Source organism: Ectothiorhodospiraceae bacterium 2226 (genome assembly GCA_013348725.1).
In the GTDB taxonomy this organism is placed as follows: Bacteria; Pseudomonadota; Gammaproteobacteria.
Genome location: CP054689.1, coordinates 2,856,379 through 2,876,632 on the forward strand (window position 1 = coordinate 2,856,379; position 20,254 = coordinate 2,876,632).

The window sequence follows — 20,254 nt, forward strand, 5'->3', positions numbered from 1 at the left end:
CTCAGGGACGAGGGCCCGCCGCCCGGTGGGCACATCAGAATAAAGGAAGGATCATGTTTGACCTGGATAAGGCACGCATTGGGGTGATCGGGCTGGGGTATGTCGGCCTGCCGCTCGCGGCGGAGTTCGGCAAGTCCATGCCCACCGTCGGCCTGGATATCAACCCGCGCCGTATCGCGGAGTTGCGGGAGGGGCGCGACAGCACGCGCGAGGTGGATGCCGAGGGCCTGAAGGCCGCCACCCACCTCACCTATGTCGACGACCCGCAGGCCGAAGCGCTGCGCGCCTGTAACGTGTACATCGTGACGGTCCCGACGCCGATCGACAACAACAAGCGTCCGGACCTCACCCCCCTCATCTCCGCTAGCCGCACCGTCGGCCGGTTGCTGAAGCCGGGCGACGTGGTGATCTACGAATCCACCGTCTACCCGGGCGCGACCGAGGAGGTCTGCGTGCCCATCCTGAGCCGCGAGTCAGGCCTGCGCTTCAACCAGGACTACTACGCGGGCTACAGCCCGGAGCGCATCAACCCGGGCGACAAGGAGCACACGGTCACCACCATCCTCAAGGTGACCTCCGGCTCCACGCCGGAGGTGGCGGCATTCGTGGATGCGCTCTACAAGCGCATCATCCAGGCCGGCACCTACCGCGCCAGCAGCATCCGCGTGGCGGAGGCGGCGAAGGTCATCGAGAACACCCAGCGCGATGTGAACATCGCCTTGATCAACGAGTTGGCGGTGATCTTCAACCGCCTCGGGATCGACACCCTGGAGGTGCTGGAGGCGGCGGGAACGAAGTGGAACTTCCTGCCCTTTCGGCCGGGCCTGGTGGGTGGCCACTGCATCGGCGTGGACCCGTACTACCTCACCCACAAGGCACAGGAGATCGGATTTCACCCCGAAATGATCCTCGCCGGCCGGCGCCTGAACGACAGCATGGGTGCCTACATCGTCGAGCAGGTGGTGAAGCTGATGCTGCGCCGCCGCATCCAGGTGGTCGACGCCTGCGTGTTGGTGATGGGGCTCACCTTCAAGGAGAACTGCCCCGATATCCGCAATACGCGGGTGGTGGATATCGTGAGCGAGTTCAAGAGCTACGGCGCGCAGGTCGAGGTTTACGATCCCTGGGCCGATCCCGCCGAGGTCGAGCAAGAGTACGGCATCCGCCCGGCCAAGGACGTCGAGCTCGGCCGCTACGACGCCATCATTCTCGCCGTGGGCCACGACGAGTTCCGCGAGATGGGCGCCGAAGGCATCCGCGCGCTCGGCAAGCCGAATGCCGTACTGTATGACGTCAAGTACGTGCTGCCGGCCGAGGCGGTCGACGCCCGCCTGTAAACCTGAATCAAAAATTTTCGATTTGAACGAGAAGGATAAGCATGAGCGCAGGAAGTAACGGCGGCGCCACGGTGTTGGTCACCGGCACGGCAGGCTTCATCGGTTCCGAGTTGGCGATCCGCTTGCTGGAGCGCGGCGACCGCGTGATCGGCGTCGACAACATGAACGATTACTACGACGTCCGCCTCAAGCAGGCGCGGCTGGACCGCTTCAAGGATCACCCGAACTTTACCGATGTGCGGGTGGATATCGCCGACCGCGCGGCCATGGAGCAGGTATTCACCAAGTACAGGCCGCAGCGCGTGGTGAACCTCGCGGCGCAGGCGGGGGTGCGCTACTCGCTCAAGAATCCGCACGCCTACGTGGACACCAACCTGGTCGGTTTCGTGAACATCCTCGAGGGCTGCCGCCACAACGGCGTGGAGCACCTGGTGTACGCCTCCAGCAGTTCGGTGTACGGCGCCAACACCGAGATGCCGTTCTCGGTGCATCACAACGTCGACCATCCCGTGAGTCTGTACGCCGCCAGCAAAAAGGCCAACGAGCTGATGGCGCACACCTACAGCTCGCTGTATGGCCTGCCCACTACGGGGCTGCGCTTCTTCACGGTATACGGCCCCTGGGGCCGGCCCGATATGGCGCTGTTCCTTTTTACCAAGAACATCCTCGAGGGCAAGCCCATCGATGTGTTCAACCATGGTAAACACCGGCGCGACTTCACCTACATCGATGACATCGTCGAAGGCGTGATTCGCACCTTGGACCACACCGCGACGGCCAACCCCGACTGGTCGAGCGACGTGCCCGACTCCGGCACGAGCTATGCGCCGTACCGGCTGTACAACATCGGCAACCACCGGCCGGTGGACCTTCTGCACTATATTGAAGTGTTGGAGGATTGCCTGGGCCGCAAGGCCGAGATGAACATGCTGCCCCTGCAGCCGGGCGACGTGCCGGACACTTACGCCGACGTAGAGGACCTTGCGCGGGACGTGGGTTATCAGCCGTCGGTGCCGGTGGAGGAAGGCGTTAGACGGTTCGTCGAATGGTACCGCGAGTACCACGGCGTCTGAGGGCGACAAGGGGCATCCGGAGCGGCTACGGGCACCCGGAAGCCCCTGGTAAAGCCCGGCTAACGCTGGTATAGTGCTGAATTATCATGGTTTTAGATATTAATACCACTCCTGGGAGGAGGCGGTTCTGACTCAGCAGACACGTATTCGAGTCACCGACCGCCGCGCGGCGGTGATCCTCCACGATCTGCTGATGGTCATGGCGGCCTGGGGGTGCGCCTTCCTGGTGCGCCACGACTTCTCGGTGGCCGCGGTCAACTGGGACATCTTCTTCGCCACGCTTCCCTTCGTGGTCGCCGTGCAGGGTGTGGTGCTCGCCTGGAGCGGTCTCTATCGCGGGGTGTGGCGTTTCGCCAGTATCCCCGACCTCTGGAACATTGTGCGGGCCGTCGGCCTCGGCGTGCTGCTCATCGGCATGACGCTGTTCCTGTTCAATCGCTTCGAGGGCGTTCCGCGGAGCAGCGTCGCCATCTATCCCTTGCTGCTGATGGTGTTTCTGGGCGCGCCGCGCATGCTGTTCCGGGTGTGGAAGGACTACGGCGGACCCTTCCCCAAGCCGCTCGGCGGCAAGCGCGTACTGGTACTCGGTGCGGGACGCGCCGGGGAGATGCTGGTGCGCGACATGCTGCGCGACGGCGAATACGAGCCGGTGGCGTTCCTCGACGACCGGCCCTCGCTGCAGGGCGCGCGGGTGCATGGCGTGCCGGTGCTCGGCAAGATGACGCGGCTGCCGCGTCTGGTGGGTTCGCTCAGCGTTGACCTGGTAGTGATCGCGGTGCCCTCGGCGAGCAGCGCCGCCATGCGCCGCATCGTCGGGCTGTGTGAAAAGGCGGGCGTGACCTTCCGCACCGTGCCGCGCGTCGAAGACATGGTGAGCGGCAAGGTGAGCGCGAGCGCGCTGCGCGAGGTCTCGCTGGACGATCTGCTGGGGCGCGAGCCGGTGCGCCTGGACTGGCAGGGGATCAACCAGGCACTGACCGGCAAGACGATTCTGGTCACGGGCGGCGGCGGGTCCATCGGTTCGGAACTCTGTCGGCAGCTCGCGCGCATCGGGCCCACCTCGCTGGTGATACTCGAGCGCAGCGAATACAACCTGTATGCCATCGAGATGGAGCTGCGCCAGGCCTTCCCGGAACTGCCGCTGTATCCCTGCCTCGGTGACGTGTGCGACCGCGCGGCGGTCGAGCACGTGATGCAGCGCTTCCGCCCGCAGGCCGTTTTCCACGCGGCGGCCTACAAGCACGTGCCGATGCTGCAGGACCAGGTCCGCGAGGCGACGCGCAACAACGTGGTGGGGACCCGGGTGGTCGCCGAGGCGGCGGATCGGCACGGGTGTCAGAGCTTCGTGCTCATCAGCACGGACAAGGCGGTCAACCCAACCAACATCATGGGGTCGACCAAACGCGTGGCGGAGATCTTCTGCCAGAACATGGCGCGGCGCTCGAACACCGCGTTCATCACGGTGCGGTTCGGTAACGTGCTGGGCTCGGCGGGCAGCGTGGTGCCTCTGTTCCAGAAGCAGATCGCCGCCGGCGGGCCGGTGACCGTGACACATCCGGATATCACGCGGTTTTTCATGACCATTCCGGAGGCCTGCCAGCTCATCATGCAGGCGGGCGCAATGGGCCGCGGGGGTGAGATCTTCGTGCTGGACATGGGTGAGCCGGTGCGCATCGGCGATCTGGCGGAGCAGATGGTGCGCCTGTCGGGCAAGGTGCCGGGCCGGGACATCGAGATCCGCTACGTCGGACTGCGGCCGGGCGAGAAACTCGCCGAGGAGTTGTTTCACGAGCAGGAGGGCCTCACGCGCACTTCTCATGCCAAGATCATGCTGGCCGACTCGCGCCGCGTGGACTGGGCCAAGCTGCAGGATACCTTGGCCGGGATCGAAAGTGCCTGTGAGGAATTCGAAGAGCAGTCGCTTCGCCGTGCACTCAAGGAACTGGTGCCCGAGATGAGCGACCCGGTCACGACCCCCGTGGCCGGTGACAATGTAGTTGAAATGAAGAGAAGGACATCATGACGAAGATAAGGAAAGCCGTTTTTCCGGTGGCGGGCCTGGGTACCCGCTTTCTGCCGGCAACCAAAGCCAATCCCAAAGAGATGCTGCCTGTGGTCGACAAGCCCCTCATCCAGTATGCGGTGGAGGAGGCGGTCGAGGCCGGTATCGAGCAAATGATTTTCATCAACGGGCGCAACAAGCGCTCGATCCCCGACCATTTCGACAAGGCCTACGAGCTGGAAGTGGAGCTCGAGGCGCGCGGCAAGACCAAGCTGTTGGAAATGGTGCGCGGCATCGTGCCGTCGCACGTCACCTGCATCTACATTCGCCAATCGGAGACGCTGGGGCTCGGCCATGCCGTGCAGTGCGCACGCTCGGTGATCAACGGCGATCCCTTCGCGGTCATCCTCGCGGACGACTTGATCGACGGTGGCGGGCAGGGTGCGATGGCTCAGATGGTCGAGAATTTCAACCGTCACCAGTGCAGCCTGTTGGGCGTCGAGGACGTCCCGCACGAGCACACGGATCGCTACGGCATCGTGGATGCGAAGCCGTGGGAGGAGGGGCTCTCGCGCGTCGACGGCATCGTCGAGAAGCCTCGTCCGAGCGAGGCGCCGTCGACCCTTGGTGTGGTCGGGCGTTACGTGCTGACGCCTGCCATCTTCGACTGCCTGGACCGCACCCAACGCGGCTCGGGCGGGGAGATCCAGCTCACCGACGCCATCGCGCTGCTTTTGGAGCAGGAGCGCGTGCTCGCCTACCCGTTCAAGGGCAAGCGCTACGATTGCGGTAGCAAACTCGGTTACCTGCAGGCCACCGTCGAGTACGGCCTCAAGCACCCCGAACTGGCGGACGCCTTCCGCGACTACCTGGAGCAGCACGCGCGCGAAGCGGGCTTCGGCCGCTAGTTTCTGCGCAGTGGCCCCGCCCGCTGGGCGGGGCCACACCTGATTCGTCCCGTCCCCCGATCTCGTCCTTTAACCGCATGTCCTGTCGTTTGTAGACGACGCCGGCGGGCGGTTCGCTGCGTCGGTTCAATTGGATGCCGGCGAGCCCTCGGCTCGCCATGACGCTACGGCGCCCCTATCGGCTCTGCCTTCGCGTGGCATCGCGCGGCGCAGCCCTGTCGGTGGCACCAATACCGCGTCTGGCATGCCTATTGCTGAACTCCCTTCGGAAGAAAGAACGCGCGCGCTGTAGTGACAGAGGGCGCGCACAAGGGAGAGGAGCTACGCATGAACGCCGAAGGAACAACGCTGAAGCGCTTGGTGCTCGCCATGGCGACCGCTGTTGCGGTCGGTGGACTGGCCGCCTGCGACCGCGGCGACGAAGGCACGCCGGATCCACTGGACCAAACCGGCGAGGTGGAACCTTATGACGTACAGCCTCGCGAGGCACACGAGCAGCCGGTCGATCCGGAGCAAGCGGGGGAGCCGGCCGCGAACGGCATGGCCCAGGAGCAGGGGGCCGAGGGTGACATGCTCGGAGGCATGCAGCCCGAGGAGATCGAGTTCGGCGCCCTGGACCAGGACGGTGACGGCTACATCGACCGGGAGGAGGCGAGGGCCCTGCCGATACTGGAGCAGAACTTCGACCGATATGACACTTCGCAAGAGGGCCGTATCGACGAGTCCGAGTTTGCGGTGTTTCTGGAGGAGCTACAGGGCCAGATGGACGAGGCGCCTGTGCCGGGCGGTGCCGGCACCACCCCGGGACACACCGGCATCCCGCCGGACCGGCGGATAGACGGCGTGGAGCCCGAGGCGATGGAGCCGGGTGAGGGTGAGAGCACCAGCCCGACGGATCGCGGTCTGTGACGTTCGCCTCTTGGCTTATGGTCGCTAGTGAGTGAGCCGCGGCGGGCGCGCTCAGTCGCCCGCCGCAGCCACGAGCTGCGAGTAGCTCTGTGTGATCCGCCGCACGTAGGCCTGCGTCTCCGGAAACGGTGGAATACCACGATAGCGCTGGACGGCGCCTTCTCCGGCGTTGTAAGCCGCCAGTGCCAGTTCGAGGTCGTGATCGAAATAACGCATCAGCCACTGCAGGTAGGCCATGCCGCCGCGCAGGTTCTCGATCGGGTTCATGATGTCGTCGACGCCGAACCGCTTTGCGGTGGCCGGGATAAGTTGCATCAGGCCGTGCGCGTTGCGATGGGACACCGCGTTGGGCAGGAAGGCCGATTCCACGCCGATGATGATGAGCACCAGTTCCGGATCGAGTCCGAACTCGGGCGCGAGTTCATGCACCCACGCCTCCACCTGCTGTCGCGTGATGCCTTCCACCCTGCCACAGGCCGCGGTGTAGCACGGCGCACGCTCGACGCCTTGGGTTCGTTTGGTGTCCGCCCCGACATTGAAGGGCAGAATGAACATGAAGAGAGTGGCCAAAAGGCCGGTTCTTGTTGCGTTGATCATTATTCTTCGCCTCCGCACTGGTTTGCTGCACGCGAACAGTAGGTTCGCTGCTAAACAGACCATCCCCTGACGGAACATAGGCGCCGGAAGGCGTTGCCAGCATGACGGGTTGTGCTGAGACCAAAGACGTCGATTCGGTCTTCTTGTTCGTTAGGGCTTCCCTGCCGTGCCCTTCGCGCCGTCCCTGCGCTACGTTCTTCTTTGTTTGCCTTGCTTCTGCTTCTTGTACTTAAGGGTTTAGCACAGGCGTCACGTTTGTCATGTTCCGGGGGGGGCGGGTGAGAAACTGAAGTAGTAGCGGCGGGCTAGGTGTTTTGTCTCTACTAAACTTTAAAGATAATGCGTAAGGTACTCATCGGTAAGGCGCATCCATGCGACGGTCTTCCGCGATCTCTTTTTCCAGGCGATCGCCGATTTTCAACAGGGACTGCTTGTCGATGATCGACTCGCCGCGTCGCTCGAAATGAAAGTCCTGGATGCGCGTGAGCACGATGGCATCGACCGGGCAGGCCTCTTCGCAGAAGCCGCAGTAGATGCACTTGAAGAGATCGATGTCGTAGCGCGTCGTACGGCGACTGCCGTCGGCGCGTTCCTCGGACTCGATGGTGATGCAAACGGCGGGACACACCGCCTCGCACAGCTTGCATGCGATGCAGCGCTCTTCGCCGTTGGCATACCGCCGCAGCGCGTGCAGGCCGCGGAAGCGGTTGGACTGCGGGGTCTTCTCGTCCGGGTACTGGACCGTGACCTTAGGCCTGAACAGGTAGCGGCCGGTGACGCCCATGCCACGCAGCAACTCTGTCATGAACAGGCTCTTGACGTAATACGTGATGCGGCTCATGAGGCTTCCTCCCTGAAGCCGTGGCCTCGACTCGCGCAGTCGGCGCGGGCGATGTGCGCATGTCGCCAACATTGAACACGGTGATTAGGCCGGGCGTGTGGATCTGGACGTCGAGCGGGCCGCCGTCGCGCCCGCGCGCGTAGCGCACCAGCGCGGGCGTGTTGCCCGCGTCCAGTCGATAATGGCGGTCCGCCACGTCGACGGCAACCGGTGCGGTGCGCGGCGCGGTACAGGGACTGGGGGTGGAAAGACGGGGGTGGTGCCGGTGGTCTCGCATCGGGGCATCCTCCGGGGGGGATTCGGGCGATGGCGTGCAGGGTCGGGGAAGCCGCCACCTTGCCGTGTGTGTACATGAAGAAGGTCTGAATAGAATCCATCCTGGATTTCTTAGCCGGGAGAAGGTCTTACGTTAATCCCTTCTGGATATTCCAGACCGCGCGCGCGGAAAGCGCGATTTTCCCTTTAACTCATTATCAACGGCTTGGAGCCGTTGCTAACGGCGGCACGTTGCGGTGCCGCAGGAAGATCGGAATATCCGCACTTCCTTAAACTTAGGAGTGGGCGGCCGCGAGTCAAGGCATGGTCGCTTGACCCTTCAGGGCTCGCTGCGGTTTGATAGGCGCCGGGGAGGGGAGGGGCCGCTGCATGCAGGACTACAAGAAGAAGCCGTCTCGGCTCCGGCGCGGATTGGCCGGCGGCGTGCTGGCACTGCTGTGCTGGTCCGCGGGCGCTGCCGAGGAGGTCAGTCTCGAGGTGCAGCCCGGCCTGACGGCGACCGCCCACTACCAGCCCGGGGAGGCGGATCGGCCGGCGGTACTGCTGCTGCACGGCTTTCTGCAGACGCGCGAGTTTCACACCGTGGCGCGCCTTGCCGAGAGTCTGAGTATCGCCGGTGTTACGACGCTCGCGCCCACGCTCTCCCTCAACGTTCCCCACCGCCGCGCGGTGCTGTCCTGCGAGGCGGTGCATACCCACACCATGGACCAGGCGCTCGACGAGATCGGCGCCTGGATCGACTGGCTGCAGGGCGTGGGCCACAAGGACATCGTGCTGTTGGGGCACAGCTACGGCGGCGTGCAGTTGGCCGCCTATCTCGGAACGCGGCCCGCCGGCCCTGTCTCCCGCTTGATCGCGGTAAGCTTGGTCGACGTCGAGCACGGCGTGGGCGCGAGCGTCCACGTCGATCTCCGCCGCGTGCGGCGCGAGGCCGAGGATCCATCGCAGGCGCTGCGGCCCTATACGCTGCATTATTGTGCCAACGACAGCTACGTTACGACCGCCCGTGCCTACTATTCCTACGTGCGCTGGTCCCGCTCGGCGATACTGGCGGCGCTGCGCGAGCTTCCCGTGCCGGCGGTGGCGGTGAAGGGTAGTGCGGATCACCGGATGGGCAGCTCCTGGGCGGGGCTGGTCGCCGAGGCTGGTGCGGCGGTCGTCATGGTCGACGGGGCGAACCACTTCTTCGACGCACGACACGAAGTGCCGCTGCACGATATCGTGGTCGAGCTGCTGGAGGCGCGGGACGCGCCCCACGGACGCCACTGATGGCGACGCAGCCGCGCAGCGGCTTTTCCATCAACGCCTACGTTACGTCCTTTATTGCGCTGACGGCGGTGGTGTTCGGCGTGGTCGGTCTGATGGCCTTTCAACAGATCGACGATGTGCGCGGCCAGATGCGCGATCAAGCGGTGCAGGCCGCGCGCGCCGAGTTGAACGCCAATCTTCAGCAACTGGTGGACACGCTGCACGGGGCGCTGGACGGGCTCGCCGCGTGGGACGAGGTGCGCCAGCAGCTGGTCGATCCTACCTACTACAGCTACTGGCGGGACCACCGCTTGGCGAGTTCCGGCAAGCTGCCCTCGATCCGCGCCGAACTCGTGCTTTACGGCTCCCACGGCACGCCGCTCGACGGCCTGGGGCCCGCGCTCGACGCCCCGCCGCCGGCCGGTGCCTGGGTGCAGCGGGTGGACGACACCGTGGTACTGCGGAGCGTGCGGACGGTGCAGCCGCCGACGCGCAACCACCCGCTCGGCTATGCCGAGTTGCGCGCGCCGCTCATCGAGATCCTGCGCGCCGGCCAGTACCCGTTCCGATATATCGAGCCGGCCAGCCTGCACCTGCTGATGGAGCACGACGAGCAAGTGGACGTGGCGGGCGTCGGCGGGCGCACCAACTTCGTCGTGCGCGCCGATGCGGCCGACGAGAGCCTGCGGGATGCGCTGCTGAGCGCGGTGCTGCGCGCGGGCGCGCTCGCCTTGTTTGTCGCTCTGCTGCTCTACGGCACCATCACGGCCTTCATCTCGCTGCCGCTGCGCTGCCTGTCGCGCCATATCGACGCACTGAGCAGCGGTACGCGACGCCAGCATTGCCCCCGCTTGTTTGTGCACGAGCTGCACAAGGTGTGGAATTCCCTGCAGGACTATCACGGCCGGTTGAGCGCGCTGCATCGGCGCCTGGACGACAAGAACCGCGAACTGTGGCAGCTCGCTCACCGCGACTCGCTCACCGAGGTGTTCAATCGGCGTGCCTTCGAAGAGGACATCCGCCAGGCCTTCGAGCGCACGCGCGCAGGTTGGGTGGCGCTGCTGCTGTTCGACTGCAATCACTTCAAAGCCATCAACGACACCTACGGGCATACCGTGGGCGACGCGGTGCTGCGCGGCATCGCCGGCGCCCTCGGGCGGGGGCTGCGCCGCGGTGATCGCCTATACCGCATGGGCGGTGACGAGTTCGCCGCCATGTACTGCGCGAGCACGCCCGGCAAGGCGGTGGCGCTGGCTCAGCGCTGTCTGGACGAGGTGCGGCGGGAGGATTTCTGCAGCTACGGGATCCGCGAGCCGATCAAGCTCAGCATCGGCATCTGCGAGGCGGCGGTGGAAGAGGTGCGTGGCTATTCCGACCTCATGCGCCGTGCCGACGTGGCCATGTATCACGCCAAGCGCCCCAATCGGAGCCATCTCGCGCTATACAGTCCCGAGATGGAGGCGGACAGCGATGGCCTGGTGTCGCACTGGACGCGCGACACCGTGTACGAGGTGCTCGCGGGCAGCCAGGCCCTGCAGATGCACTATCAGCCGATTGCGCATCTGGGCAGTGGGGACGTGAAGTATTACGAGGCCCTGGCGCGTATCGAGCGCGAGGGCGAATTGATCCTCCCCCGACAGATCATGCCGATCCTGCAGTCCCAGCGCCTGGAAACCGAGTTCGACTGTGCGGTGCTGAGGGCCGTGTATGACGACCTCACGGCCGACCATTTGCCCGCCGGTGTCGGCGTAGCGGTCAACTTGGCGGCGCCGAGCCTGCTGGACGACGCCGCGCAGTCCGCCATCTTTCGCCTCGCGAAGTTTCTGCCCAGCCGCGCCATCATGCTCGAGCTCACCGAAACCAGTCTGATTGCGAACATCGAGCGCGCTGCCGAAGCCCTGGCGCGACTGCGCGCGGAAGGCTTCGTGATCGTGCTCGACGACTTCGGCAGCGGTTATTCTTCGCTGCGTTATGTGGCGGACATGCCGGTGGATATCGTCAAGTTCGATCTGGCCCTGGTCCACAGTCTGGGCGGGGAGCAGCGCCTGGGGGCGGTGGTCGCGGGGCTCGCCAAGCTGATGCGCGAGACCGGCTACGAGTTGGTCGCGGAAGGCATCGAGTGTGCGGAATTGGCCGCCGAGGCCCGGCGCGCGGGCTTCCAGTTGGGCCAGGGCTACGCGCTGGGTCGACCGATGCGCAGCCCGCGTGCGGACGCGTGTCTGCCGGTCGACGCGCGCGACGACTGAGCCGCCGCCAACGCGCAACAGCCGCTAAACTCCTGATATGCACAATCCCGCTACTCCCGAACGGCGCGGCTGGGGACTCGGCCTGCTCGCGCTGCTGCCGCTGATCCTTGCCGGGCTGTGGATGCTGTTCGCCGACCCGCGCTGGCACGGTTGGCTGCTGGAGGCGATGGCGCTCTACCTTGCGTTGGCACTGGCTTTCGCAGGCGGGGTGCAGTGGCACGGCCTGGTGGAGGCCAGCGGCGCGCGGTTCTGGCCCCATGTGGGACTGGCGGCCGGGCCCGCTGTGTTCGCGTGGCTGGTGCTGCTGTTGCCCATCGTGAGCGAGGCGGCCCTGCTGTTGCTGGCGGCCGGTTTCATCGCCCTCTATGTCGTGCGGCGCGCCCTGCTGGCGGGGTATCGGCAACGGGTCGGGTGATCCGCGTCATCGGGGTTCGGCGGGGCACCTGCTATCATACCGGCGGCGGCGTGTGAGCCGCCGTAACCACAGAGTCGAATGAACGAACCAATCTCCCAGGGGCCGCGCTGCACCGTCCAGTGCGGGGCGACCCGTTTCACTTTGGTGGGTACCGCCCACGTCTCCCGCGCCAGTGCCGAGGAGGTCCGCGCCGAGATCGTCGGCGGCGAGTACGATGCCGTGGCGGTGGAGTTGTGCGAGAACCGTTATCAGTCGCTGGTCAAACCCGAGGCCCTGGCGCGTATGGACCTGTTCGAGGTGGTGCGCAGTGGCAAGGCCGGCATGGTCGCCGCGAGCCTCGCGCTCGGCGCCTATCAGCAACGCCTCGCGGAGCAGTTCGGTATCGAACCGGGCGCCGAGATGCGCGCCGCGATCGAGAGCGCCAACGCCCAGGACCTGCCCATCCTGCTGGTGGACCGCGACGTGGGGGTCACCCTCAAACGCGTCTACCGCAGCCTGCCCTGGTGGCAGCGCTTCGGTCTGATCAGCGGGCTGTTCGGCAGCCTGTTCAGCCGCGAGAAGGTCACCGAGGAGGAGATCGAGCGGCTCAAGGAAGGCGATATTCTCGAGACCACCTTCGCCGAGTTCGCGCAGCGCTCCGGAGCGATGTACGAGACGTTGATCGACGAGCGCGACCAGTTCATGTCGGCCCGCCTGCGCGAGGAAGCCGAGGCGAACGGCTACCGCCATGTCCTGGTGGTGATCGGCGCCGGTCACCTGAAGGGACTCGCCGCGTATCTGGAGCGGGGCGAGCCGCGCGAGGTGCCCGCTGCGCTGAACGCGCTGTCCATCGTGCCGCCCGGCGCGCGCTGGCCGCGCATGATTCCCTGGATCGTCATCGGCCTGGTGCTGATCGGCTTCCTGATCGGCTTCAGCCGGGGAGTCGATGTCGGCTTCCAGCTGATCGGCGACTGGGTGTTGATCAACGGGACCTTGGCGGCGCTTGGGGCGCTGCTCGCCTTCGCCCATCCCGTCACGGTGGTCGGCTCCTTCGCCGCTGCGCCCATCACGTCGCTGAACCCCACCGTGGGCGCAGGCGTGGTCGCGGCGGCCATCGAGATCGCCTTGCGGCGCCCGCAGGTGGGGGATTTCGCCGATCTGCGGCATGACGTGACTAGGCTCTCGGGCTGGTGGCGCAACCGGGTGGCCCGCACCCTGCTGGTGTTCATCTTCGTCACCGCGGGCTCGTCGGTTGGTACCTATGTGGCCGGATTCCGGATCTTCGAGCGGCTGATCAATTAAGACGGCGGCCACGGCGGGTCGGCTACACTGTAGGAAGCTTTGATGTTTCAAGGGCACCCGCGGCGCGGGGATGCGTCGCCACCGTCAACGGCACCGCGCGGTTGATGGTGAGCGCGAGAGCGGCGTCGTCGCCTCGCGCGGCCTGAGCGATCCAAGAGGGGTTGAGCAGGCCTTTCCCAAGCAAAATCCGACTCGGGCCGGGGTGCCGCGGGCGCAGGATGCGCCGGACCGCGGCACCCTTGTGAAAAGGGAATTTCATGCCGATGATCAACCCGCGTATCCTCGCTATCGTGATGGCCGGCGGTGAGGGGAAGCGCCTCTACCCACTCACCGCAGAACGTTCCAAACCGGCGGTGCCCTTTGGTGGGCGTTACCGCATCGTGGATTTCGTTTTGAGCAATTTGGTCAACTCCGGAATCCATTCCATCTATCTCCTCGTGCAGTACAAGTCGCAATCCTTGATCGAGCACGTGCGCCGCGCCTGGGTGATGTCGCCGTTGCTCTCGGGACACTTCGTCACCGTGGTGCCGCCGCAAATGCGCGAGGGTCCGCACTGGTTCCAGGGCACCGCCGACGCCGTGGCGCAGAATCTCAACCTGATCGACGAGCACCGGCCTGACCTGGTGGCGGTGTTCGGTGCCGATCACATCTACCGCATGAACATCAAACAGATGGCGCAGTTTCACTTGGAGCGCGAGGCGGACGTCACGGTCGCGGCGTTGCCGGTGCCGGTGAACGAGGCCACCGCGTTTGGGGTGATCGACGCCGAGGCCGACGGGCGCATCCGCGAATTTCGCGAGAAGCCGGCGGAGCCGCCGTCCATCCCGGGCGATCCGGAGCACGCCTACGCCTCCATGGGCAACTACATCTTCAGTACCGACGTGCTCTGCAGAGCGCTGGAGGAATCGTCTAACTACAAGGGCTATGACTTCGGCGGCGACGTGCTGCCGCGTCTGAAGGACACCCATCGGGTGTACGCCTACAACTACGGCACCAACCGCATCCGCGGCCTCAAGCCGTACGAGGATCCCGCCTATTGGCGAGATGTCGGAACCGTCGAGGCCTTCTACGAGGCGCATTTCGATTTTCTGGGCGAGGAGCCCAAGGTCGACGCCTTCAACAAGGAGTGGCCGCTGTACTCCAGCCACTACCCGGGGCCGAGCGCCAAGCTGGTGTCGGGTGAGGTGAACAACAGCATCCTTGGCAGCGGGTCGATCATCAAAGGCGCCAAGGTGCACAACTCCATTCTACGGCGCGAGGTCACCATCGAGGAGGGCGCCGAGGTGGACGGCTGCATCATCATGGACTACGTCACCATCCGCCGTGGCGCCAAGCTGCGGCGCGCCATCGTGGATCGCTTCAACGTGATCGAGGCGGGCGATACCGTCGGCTATGACGTGGAGGCCGACCGGCGGCGCTGGCCGGTCAGCGCGACCGGTATCGTGGTGGTGCCCAAGGGGCGGCACATGCCGCGGTATTAGTTGTAGGGTTTGATCCTTTCATCCTGGATGGCTCAGACCACGCAAAGCGAGAAGCGTGGTTTTCGCTTTGCGTCGTGAACGGCGGCACCGTTGCTCACGGCGGCATCTTGTGGAAGGTCTGAATCCATCCATCCTGGATGGTTCAGACCACGCAAAGCGAAAAGCGCGGTTTTCGCTTTGCTTCGTGATCGCCGACTTCGCCGCCGATCACGGCGGCACATCCCTGTGCCGCGTGTGCCGCGTGTGCCGCGAGTGCCGCGAGTGCCGCGAGTGCTACTAGCGGGAGCTCTGCGGTGGCTCAGCCGGCGGCGGCGATCGGGATGACCTTCTGGGCCTGGGCCTGGTATTCCTCGATCTCGTGGAAGTTGAGGTAGCGGTAGATGTCGTCCGCGAGCGGGTCGATGCGCTTGGCGTATTCCATGTACTCCTCGACCGTGGGGATGCGGCCGAGCCGCGCGGTGATGGCGGACAACTCGGCCGAGGCGAGATACACCTGCGCGCCCTTGCCCATGCGGTTGGGGAAGTTGCGCGTGGAGGTGGAGACCACGGTGGCATTGTCCTTCACGCGCGCCTGGTTGCCCATGCACAGCGAGCAGCCCGGCACCTCGGTGCGCGCGCCGGCGCGGCCGAAGATCGCGTAATAGCCTTCCTCGGTAAGCTGGTGTTCGTCCATGCGCGTCGGGGGCACCACCCATAGGCGCACCGGCACGTCGCTCACGTCCTCGATCAGCTTGCCCGCCGCGCGGTAGTGGCCGATGTTGGTCATGCACGAGCCGATGAACACCTCGTCCACGGTGTCGCCGGCGACTTCGGACAGCGGCTTGATGTTGTCCGGGTCGTTGGGGCAGGCGAGCAAGGGCTCTTTGATCTCGTTCAGATCGATCTCTATCACCTCGGCATACTCGGCGTCGGCGTCGGGCTCGAGCAGCGTCGGGTTCGCGAGCCAGGCCTCCATGGCCTCGATGCGCCGCTGCAGGGTGCGCTGGTCCTGGTAGCCGTTGGCGATCATCCAGCGCAGTAGAGTGATGTTGGACTGCAGGTACTCGATGATCGGTTCCTTGTCGAGGCGCACGGTGCAGCCGTTGGCGGAGCGCTCGGCCGAGGCGTCGGCCAGCTCGAAGGCCTGTTCGACCTTGAGCTTCGGCAGGCCTTCGATCTCCAGCACGCGGCCGGAGAACACGTTTTTCTTGTTCTGCTTCTCGACCGTCAGCAGACCCTTTTGGATGGCCGCGTAGGGGATGGCGTTCACCAGGTCGCGCAGGGTGATACCGGGCTGCATCTCGCCCTTGAAGCGCACCAGCACGGATTCGGGCATGTCGAGCGGCATCACGCCCAGCGCCGCGGCGAAGGCCACCAGGCCCGAGCCGGCCGGGAAGCTGATGCCGATCGGGAAGCGGGTGTGCGAGTCGCCGCCGGTGCCCACGGTGTCGGGCAGCAACATGCGGTTCAGCCAGGAGTGGATGATGCCGTCGCCGGGGCGCAGCACGACGCCGCCGCGGCTGCTCATGAAGGCGGGCAGATCGTGCTGCAGTTTGATGTCCACCGGCTTGGGGTAGGCGGCGGTGTGGCAGAAGCTCTGCATCACCAGATCGGCCGAGAAGCCGAGGCAGGCGAGTTCCTTCAATTCGTCGCGCGTCATGGCGCCGGTGGTGTCCTGCGAGCCCACCGTGGTGATGCGCGGCTCGCAGTAGGTACCGGGGCGGATACCGGTCACGCCGCAGGCGCGCCCGACCATCTTCTGCGCCAGGGTGTAGCCCTTGCCATTGTCGGCCACGTCGCCGGGGCGCTGGAACACCTGGGACGCCGGCAGGTCCAGCGCCTCGCGCGTGCGGTCGGTGAGGGTGCGGCCGATGATGAGCGGAATGCGCCCGCCCGCGCGCACCTCGTCCAGCAGCGTGCTGGGCCTGAGGTCGAACCGGGTGACCTCGCTGCCGTCCGCGCGCGTGATGCGCCCCTCGCGGGGGTAGACCTTGATCACGTCGCCGGTGCTGAGCGCGCTCACGTCGCACTCGATGGGCAGCGCGCCCGAGTCTTCCGCGGTATTGAAGAAGATCGGGGCGATCTTGCCGCCCAGGATCACGCCGCCGGTGCGCTTGTTGGGCACGTAGGGGATGTCGTCGCCGATGTGCCACAGCACGGAATTGATGGCCGACTTGCGCGAGGAACCCGTGCCGACCACGTCGCCCACGAACACGATGGCGTGGCCGTGCTGCTTCTTCAGCGCGATGAGTTGGTCGATGGCGTCCGGCATGCGGTTGATGAGCATGGCCTTGGCGTGCAGCGGGATGTCGGGGCGGCTCCACGCCTCCGAGGCGGGCGAGAGGTCGTCGGTGTTGATCTCGCCGTCGACCTTGAACACGGTGAGGGTCAGTTCCGCCGGTATCTCGGGGCGCTGCGTGAACCAGTGCGCGTCGCTCCAGGACTCGACGATCTCCTTGGCCCAGTTGTTGGTCTTGGCCTTGTGCACCACGTCGTGATAGGCATCGAACAACAGCGTCATGCGCGACAGCGCCCGCGCCGCGACCGGCGCCATGTCGTCGTCATCCAGGAGTTCGACCAGCGGGCCGATGTTGTAGCCGCCCAGCATGGTGCCCAACAGCTTGGTGGCCTTCTTGCGGTCGATCAGCGCGCAGCGCGTGGTGCCCTTGGCGACGTCGGCCAGGAAGGCGGCCTTGACGTAAGCGGCCTCGTCCACGCCCGGCGGGACGCGGTCGGTGAGCAGTTCGACCAGGAACGCCCCCTCGGCGGGCGCGGGCTGCTTGAGCGCCTCGACCAGCGCGGCGGTTTGTTCGGCATTCAGCGGCAGCGGCGGCAGATCCTGCGCGGCGCGCTCGTCGACGTGCTTGCGATATTCTTCGATCATGAAACCTACCTGCGGGTACGTGCCGGCTGGGACCGGCGGGGTTGGGCCGGCGGCGCCGGCTCAGGCGGTCCTTCGCATCGCGCTGCGCGACAGGCGGAAGAAGGCCGACTGGGCATTATAGCGTAACTGCTGCGGGCCCCGAAAACGGGCACCGTCGCGCGCCCAGGCGCCTGGCCCTGCGTCGTCGTCGGCGGGGCCTTGTTGTATGATGCGCTCTTTTTACCCCGGAGCTTTTCCATGGACCTGACGAGCATGACCGCCATCTCCGCCGTCGACGGCCGGTACCGCGCCCGCGCCGCCGAACTCGCCGGCGTGTTCAGCGAATATGGCTTGATCCGCTACCGCGTGCTGGTCGAGGTCCGTTGGCTGCAGGCCCTGGCACGCCATCCGGAGATTGCCGAGGTCCCGTCGCTCGGCGAGGGTGCCCAAAGGGATCTGGAACGGCTGGTGGCCGAGTTCCCCGTGGCGCACGCCGAGCGCGTGAAGGCCATCGAGCGCACCACCAACCATGACGTCAAGGCGGTCGAGTATTTCCTGAAGGAACAGGTTGCCGGTAACGCCGAGCTTGCCGGCGTGAGCGAGTTTCTGCATTTCGCCTGCACCTCGGAGGACATCAACAACCTCGCCTATGCGCTGATGGTGGAGGAGGGGCGCGCCAAGCACCTGCTGCCGCGCATGGACAGCGTGATCGCGGCGCTGCGCGAGCTCGCGCACGCCCATGCCGAACGGCCGATGCTCTCGCGCACGCACGGGCAGCCCGCCTCACCGACCACGCTCGGCAAGGAAGTGGCCAACGTGGTCTATCGCCTGCAGCGCCAGCGCGATCAGGTGGCGGCGGTCGAGGTGCTGGGCAAGATCAACGGCGCGGTCGGCAATTACAACGCGCACCTCGCGGCCTATCCCGAACTCGACTGGGAGGCCTTCGCGCGCGATTTCGTGGCGGGGCTCGGGCTCGGTTGGAATCCCTACACCACGCAGATCGAGCCGCACGACTATCTCGCCGAACTGTTCGACGCCGTGGCGCGCTTCAACACGGTGCTGCTCGACTTCGACCGCGACGTGTGGGGTTACATCTCGCTGGGCTACTTCAAGCAGCGCACCGTGGCGGGCGAGGTGGGCTCCTCGACCATGCCGCACAAGGTGAATCCCATCGATTTCGAAAACTCCGAAGGCAATCTTGGGGTGGCCAATGCGCTGTTCGCGCACTTTGGCGCCAAGCTGCCGGTGTCGCGCTGGCAGCGCGACCTCAGCGACTCCACCGTGCTGCGCAACATCGGCACCGCCTTTGCTCACTGCATCATCGCCTACGAGGCGACCCTCAAGGGCATCGGCAAGCTTCAGGCCGATGCCGCCCGCCTGGCGGCCGATCTCGATCACAGTTGGGAGGTGCTGGCCGAGCCCATCCAGACCGTGATGCGGCGCTACGGTGTGCCCGAACCCTACGAGAAACTCAAGGCGCTGACGCGCGGGCGGGGGGGCATCGACCAGGCATCGCTGCATGCCTTCATCGATACCCTCGAGATTCCCGATGCCGAGAAGACCCGGCTCAAGGAGTTGTCGCCGGCTACCTACGTCGGCAACGCCGCGGCGCAAGCCCGGCGCATTTAGCGAGGCGCGGTCCGCCACGGGCCGCGCTTAGCACCCCGAACGCAGGGCCTCTCGCAAGGCTAAGAAATGGGAGGGCGGGGGTGTCGCCGGGCCGTGAACAGCGGCATCGCGCGAGCGAGGACGCCGTCGACGCCCGTGAGGTGCCCGCCCGACACGCTGCAGAGGCCACCCCGCAGGCGAGAAGGTGGCGCCTCCTCGTCGCCCCGGGCGAGGCGGCGCCGTGAGTGTAGGCGATCGCGTACACCCTAACGAATTGATATTCCGTTACCGAGCCTCGAGTTGTAGAGGGATTGCGACACGCGGTTAAACCGATATCCCTGATTTAGTTTGTAAGTGTCGGATATTACGCGCTAATGCCCATGTGGCACGGGGTTCGCATCACCCGACGCGCGGTTTCCTCGAGCATGACTCGGCTCGGGGAGTAGGGATGAGCATCATCCTTCCGTGTCGCTGGAGCTGATCGACCACGCGCATCGGGGTGTGCGTGGTTGCGGACCGGGCACTACGGCGTGCGCGTCAGGCTGCGGGGAAGCGCCACGCAGCGCCGTACAGGTTCTCGGGGCCCTGCCGGTCCGCACAGCCTCAGAGCGACTTGGGCCAGGATGGCCCCACACTGCCTAGGAGCGGCGCCTACGCTCCAGGCAGTTTTTTTTTGCCACCATGCGCGAACAGAACAAGAAACGCCTAAAAACAACCGGTTGAATAACCTGTAAGCGTTTGCGTACAGGATAACCGACTGATTTCCAGTAGAAGAAGATGCGGGTGTCCAGGATCACCAACAGCGGCACCGGGTGCGGGGCGCCGAATGTCGAACAAGCGACGGATTCTAAAGGATCAGCACCAACTGGCACGGTTGTCGCACTGCCTTAGCGCGGTCCCAGGATGGGGCCACACCGATAACGACAACCATCCACTGTCAGGAGACAACATATGAATAAGAGCATTCTTTCCGTTGCGCTGGGTCTCATCTTCAGCTTCGCCGCGATTCAGGCCGTCCACGCCGACGTGATCGAGGCCGATCAGGAAGCGCAGATGCTGATGGCAGACGCGCCCGCCGGGCTGCCGGATCAGGAAGCCGAGAGCGGCGACAAGGAGAAGGAAGCCGAGGAGAAGGATGGGGAAGCCGGGACCGACATGCTTCCGTAACCCCGGCTGTACTAGCCGGATGC

The 20,254-nt window shown here is 65.5% G+C and carries 16 protein-coding genes; 12 read left to right on the plus strand and 4 right to left on the minus strand.

Annotated features, from left to right (window positions below; all coding sequences use genetic code 11):
- The first annotated feature begins 53 nt into the window (after positions 1 to 53).
- From tviB to HUS23_13850, 5 genes are all read left to right on the plus strand, one after another.
- Positions 54 to 1,337, plus strand: a complete 1,284-nt coding sequence (gene tviB, locus HUS23_13830) for a Vi polysaccharide biosynthesis UDP-N-acetylglucosamine C-6 dehydrogenase TviB (protein QKT04814.1) — start codon at positions 54 to 56, stop codon at positions 1,335 to 1,337.
- A gap of 41 nt (positions 1,338 to 1,378) precedes the next feature.
- The gene (locus HUS23_13835; GenBank protein ID QKT04815.1) at positions 1,379 to 2,410 is read left to right on the plus strand and encodes an NAD-dependent epimerase; all 1,032 of its coding nucleotides are present in this window, start codon (positions 1,379 to 1,381) and stop codon (positions 2,408 to 2,410) included.
- A 193-nt stretch (positions 2,411 to 2,603) separates the two neighbouring features.
- Positions 2,604 to 4,433: a polysaccharide biosynthesis protein gene (locus tag HUS23_13840; GenBank protein QKT05097.1), complete on the plus strand. Its 1,830-nt coding sequence runs from the start codon at positions 2,604 to 2,606 to the stop codon at positions 4,431 to 4,433.
- Positions 4,430 to 5,320 (plus strand): UTP--glucose-1-phosphate uridylyltransferase GalU, encoded by an 891-nt coding sequence (gene galU / locus HUS23_13845; GenBank protein ID QKT04816.1) that lies wholly within the window; start codon positions 4,430 to 4,432, stop codon positions 5,318 to 5,320. Before HUS23_13840 ends, galU begins: the two co-directional genes overlap by 4 nt.
- Before the next feature lie 327 nt (positions 5,321 to 5,647).
- The gene (locus HUS23_13850) at positions 5,648 to 6,229 is read left to right on the plus strand and encodes a hypothetical protein (GenBank protein QKT04817.1); all 582 of its coding nucleotides are present in this window, start codon (positions 5,648 to 5,650) and stop codon (positions 6,227 to 6,229) included.
- Between the two features lie 51 nt (positions 6,230 to 6,280).
- On the opposite strand, the gene HUS23_13855 is transcribed toward HUS23_13850, so the two are convergent.
- Both HUS23_13855 and nuoI read right to left on the minus strand, forming a co-directional pair.
- On the minus strand, positions 6,281 to 6,904 hold the full coding sequence (locus HUS23_13855; GenBank protein ID QKT04818.1) for a lytic transglycosylase domain-containing protein: 624 nt from the start codon (positions 6,902 to 6,904) through the stop codon (positions 6,281 to 6,283).
- A 274-nt stretch (positions 6,905 to 7,178) separates the two neighbouring features.
- The gene (gene nuoI / locus HUS23_13860) at positions 7,179 to 7,667 is read right to left on the minus strand and encodes an NADH-quinone oxidoreductase subunit NuoI (GenBank protein ID QKT04819.1); all 489 of its coding nucleotides are present in this window, start codon (positions 7,665 to 7,667) and stop codon (positions 7,179 to 7,181) included.
- A 645-nt stretch (positions 7,668 to 8,312) separates the two neighbouring features.
- Here nuoI and HUS23_13865 point away from each other — a divergent pair.
- The 4 genes from HUS23_13865 (at position 8,313) to HUS23_13880 (ending at position 13,133) form a co-directional block, all read left to right on the plus strand.
- Entirely contained in the window at positions 8,313 to 9,212 is a 900-nt protein-coding gene (locus tag HUS23_13865) for an alpha/beta fold hydrolase (protein ID QKT04820.1), read from the plus strand.
- Complete coding sequence (locus tag HUS23_13870) at positions 9,212 to 11,437, plus strand: EAL domain-containing protein (protein ID QKT04821.1); 2,226 nt, start codon at positions 9,212 to 9,214, stop codon at positions 11,435 to 11,437. The genes HUS23_13865 and HUS23_13870 overlap by 1 nt, the downstream gene beginning before the upstream one ends.
- A gap of 37 nt (positions 11,438 to 11,474) precedes the next feature.
- Positions 11,475 to 11,852 (plus strand): DUF3429 family protein, encoded by a 378-nt coding sequence (locus tag HUS23_13875; protein QKT04822.1) that lies wholly within the window; start codon positions 11,475 to 11,477, stop codon positions 11,850 to 11,852.
- A gap of 78 nt (positions 11,853 to 11,930) precedes the next feature.
- On the plus strand, positions 11,931 to 13,133 hold the full coding sequence (locus HUS23_13880) for a TraB/GumN family protein (protein ID QKT04823.1): 1,203 nt from the start codon (positions 11,931 to 11,933) through the stop codon (positions 13,131 to 13,133).
- A 22-nt stretch (positions 13,134 to 13,155) separates the two neighbouring features.
- On the opposite strand, the gene HUS23_13885 is transcribed toward HUS23_13880, so the two are convergent.
- Positions 13,156 to 13,404 carry a hypothetical protein gene (locus HUS23_13885; protein ID QKT04824.1) on the minus strand — a complete coding sequence of 83 codons (249 nt, stop codon included), beginning with the start codon at positions 13,402 to 13,404 and terminating at the stop codon, positions 13,156 to 13,158.
- Here HUS23_13885 and glgC point away from each other — a divergent pair.
- Entirely contained in the window at positions 13,397 to 14,614 is a 1,218-nt protein-coding gene (glgC, locus tag HUS23_13890) for a glucose-1-phosphate adenylyltransferase (protein QKT05098.1), read from the plus strand. The two genes, HUS23_13885 and glgC, sit on opposite strands and share 8 nt — an antisense overlap.
- 298 nt (positions 14,615 to 14,912) lie before the next feature.
- Here glgC and acnB read toward each other — a convergent pair whose 3' ends face one another.
- On the minus strand, positions 14,913 to 17,477 hold the full coding sequence (gene acnB, locus HUS23_13895) for a bifunctional aconitate hydratase 2/2-methylisocitrate dehydratase (GenBank protein QKT04825.1): 2,565 nt from the start codon (positions 17,475 to 17,477) through the stop codon (positions 14,913 to 14,915).
- Between the two features lie 237 nt (positions 17,478 to 17,714).
- On the opposite strand from acnB, the gene purB reads away from it, so the two are divergent.
- Positions 17,715 to 19,085: an adenylosuccinate lyase gene (purB, locus tag HUS23_13900; GenBank protein QKT04826.1), complete on the plus strand. Its 1,371-nt coding sequence runs from the start codon at positions 17,715 to 17,717 to the stop codon at positions 19,083 to 19,085.
- 930 nt (positions 19,086 to 20,015) lie between these two features.
- A complete protein-coding gene (locus tag HUS23_13905; protein ID QKT04827.1) occupies positions 20,016 to 20,231 on the plus strand; it encodes a hypothetical protein in 216 nt (71 codons plus the stop codon).
- Positions 20,232 to 20,254: the final 23 nt, after the last annotated feature.

Excerpts from the sequence above, each read along its gene's own strand:
- HUS23_13855 (QKT04818.1), bottom strand. The coding sequence starts at position 6,904 with ATGTTCCGTCAGGGGATGGTCTGTTTAGCAGCGAACCTACTGTTCGCG.
- nuoI (QKT04819.1), bottom strand. The coding sequence starts at position 7,667 with ATGAGCCGCATCACGTATTACGTCAAGAGCCTGTTCATGACAGAGTTG.
- purB (QKT04826.1), top strand. The coding sequence starts at position 17,715 with ATGGACCTGACGAGCATGACCGCCATCTCCGCCGTCGACGGCCGGTAC.
- glgC (QKT05098.1), top strand. The coding sequence starts at position 13,397 with ATGATCAACCCGCGTATCCTCGCTATCGTGATGGCCGGCGGTGAGGGG.
- acnB (QKT04825.1), bottom strand. The coding sequence starts at position 17,477 with ATGATCGAAGAATATCGCAAGCACGTCGACGAGCGCGCCGCGCAGGAT.
- HUS23_13840 (QKT05097.1), top strand. The coding sequence starts at position 2,604 with ATGGTCATGGCGGCCTGGGGGTGCGCCTTCCTGGTGCGCCACGACTTC.
- HUS23_13880 (QKT04823.1), top strand. The coding sequence starts at position 11,931 with ATGAACGAACCAATCTCCCAGGGGCCGCGCTGCACCGTCCAGTGCGGG.
- HUS23_13905 (QKT04827.1), top strand. The coding sequence starts at position 20,016 with ATGAATAAGAGCATTCTTTCCGTTGCGCTGGGTCTCATCTTCAGCTTC.
- HUS23_13865 (QKT04820.1), top strand. The coding sequence starts at position 8,313 with ATGCAGGACTACAAGAAGAAGCCGTCTCGGCTCCGGCGCGGATTGGCC.
- HUS23_13870 (QKT04821.1), top strand. The coding sequence starts at position 9,212 with ATGGCGACGCAGCCGCGCAGCGGCTTTTCCATCAACGCCTACGTTACG.
- tviB (QKT04814.1), top strand. The coding sequence starts at position 54 with ATGTTTGACCTGGATAAGGCACGCATTGGGGTGATCGGGCTGGGGTAT.
- HUS23_13875 (QKT04822.1), top strand. The coding sequence starts at position 11,475 with ATGCACAATCCCGCTACTCCCGAACGGCGCGGCTGGGGACTCGGCCTG.
- HUS23_13850 (QKT04817.1), top strand. The coding sequence starts at position 5,648 with ATGAACGCCGAAGGAACAACGCTGAAGCGCTTGGTGCTCGCCATGGCG.
- galU (QKT04816.1), top strand. The coding sequence starts at position 4,430 with ATGACGAAGATAAGGAAAGCCGTTTTTCCGGTGGCGGGCCTGGGTACC.
- HUS23_13835 (QKT04815.1), top strand. The coding sequence starts at position 1,379 with ATGAGCGCAGGAAGTAACGGCGGCGCCACGGTGTTGGTCACCGGCACG.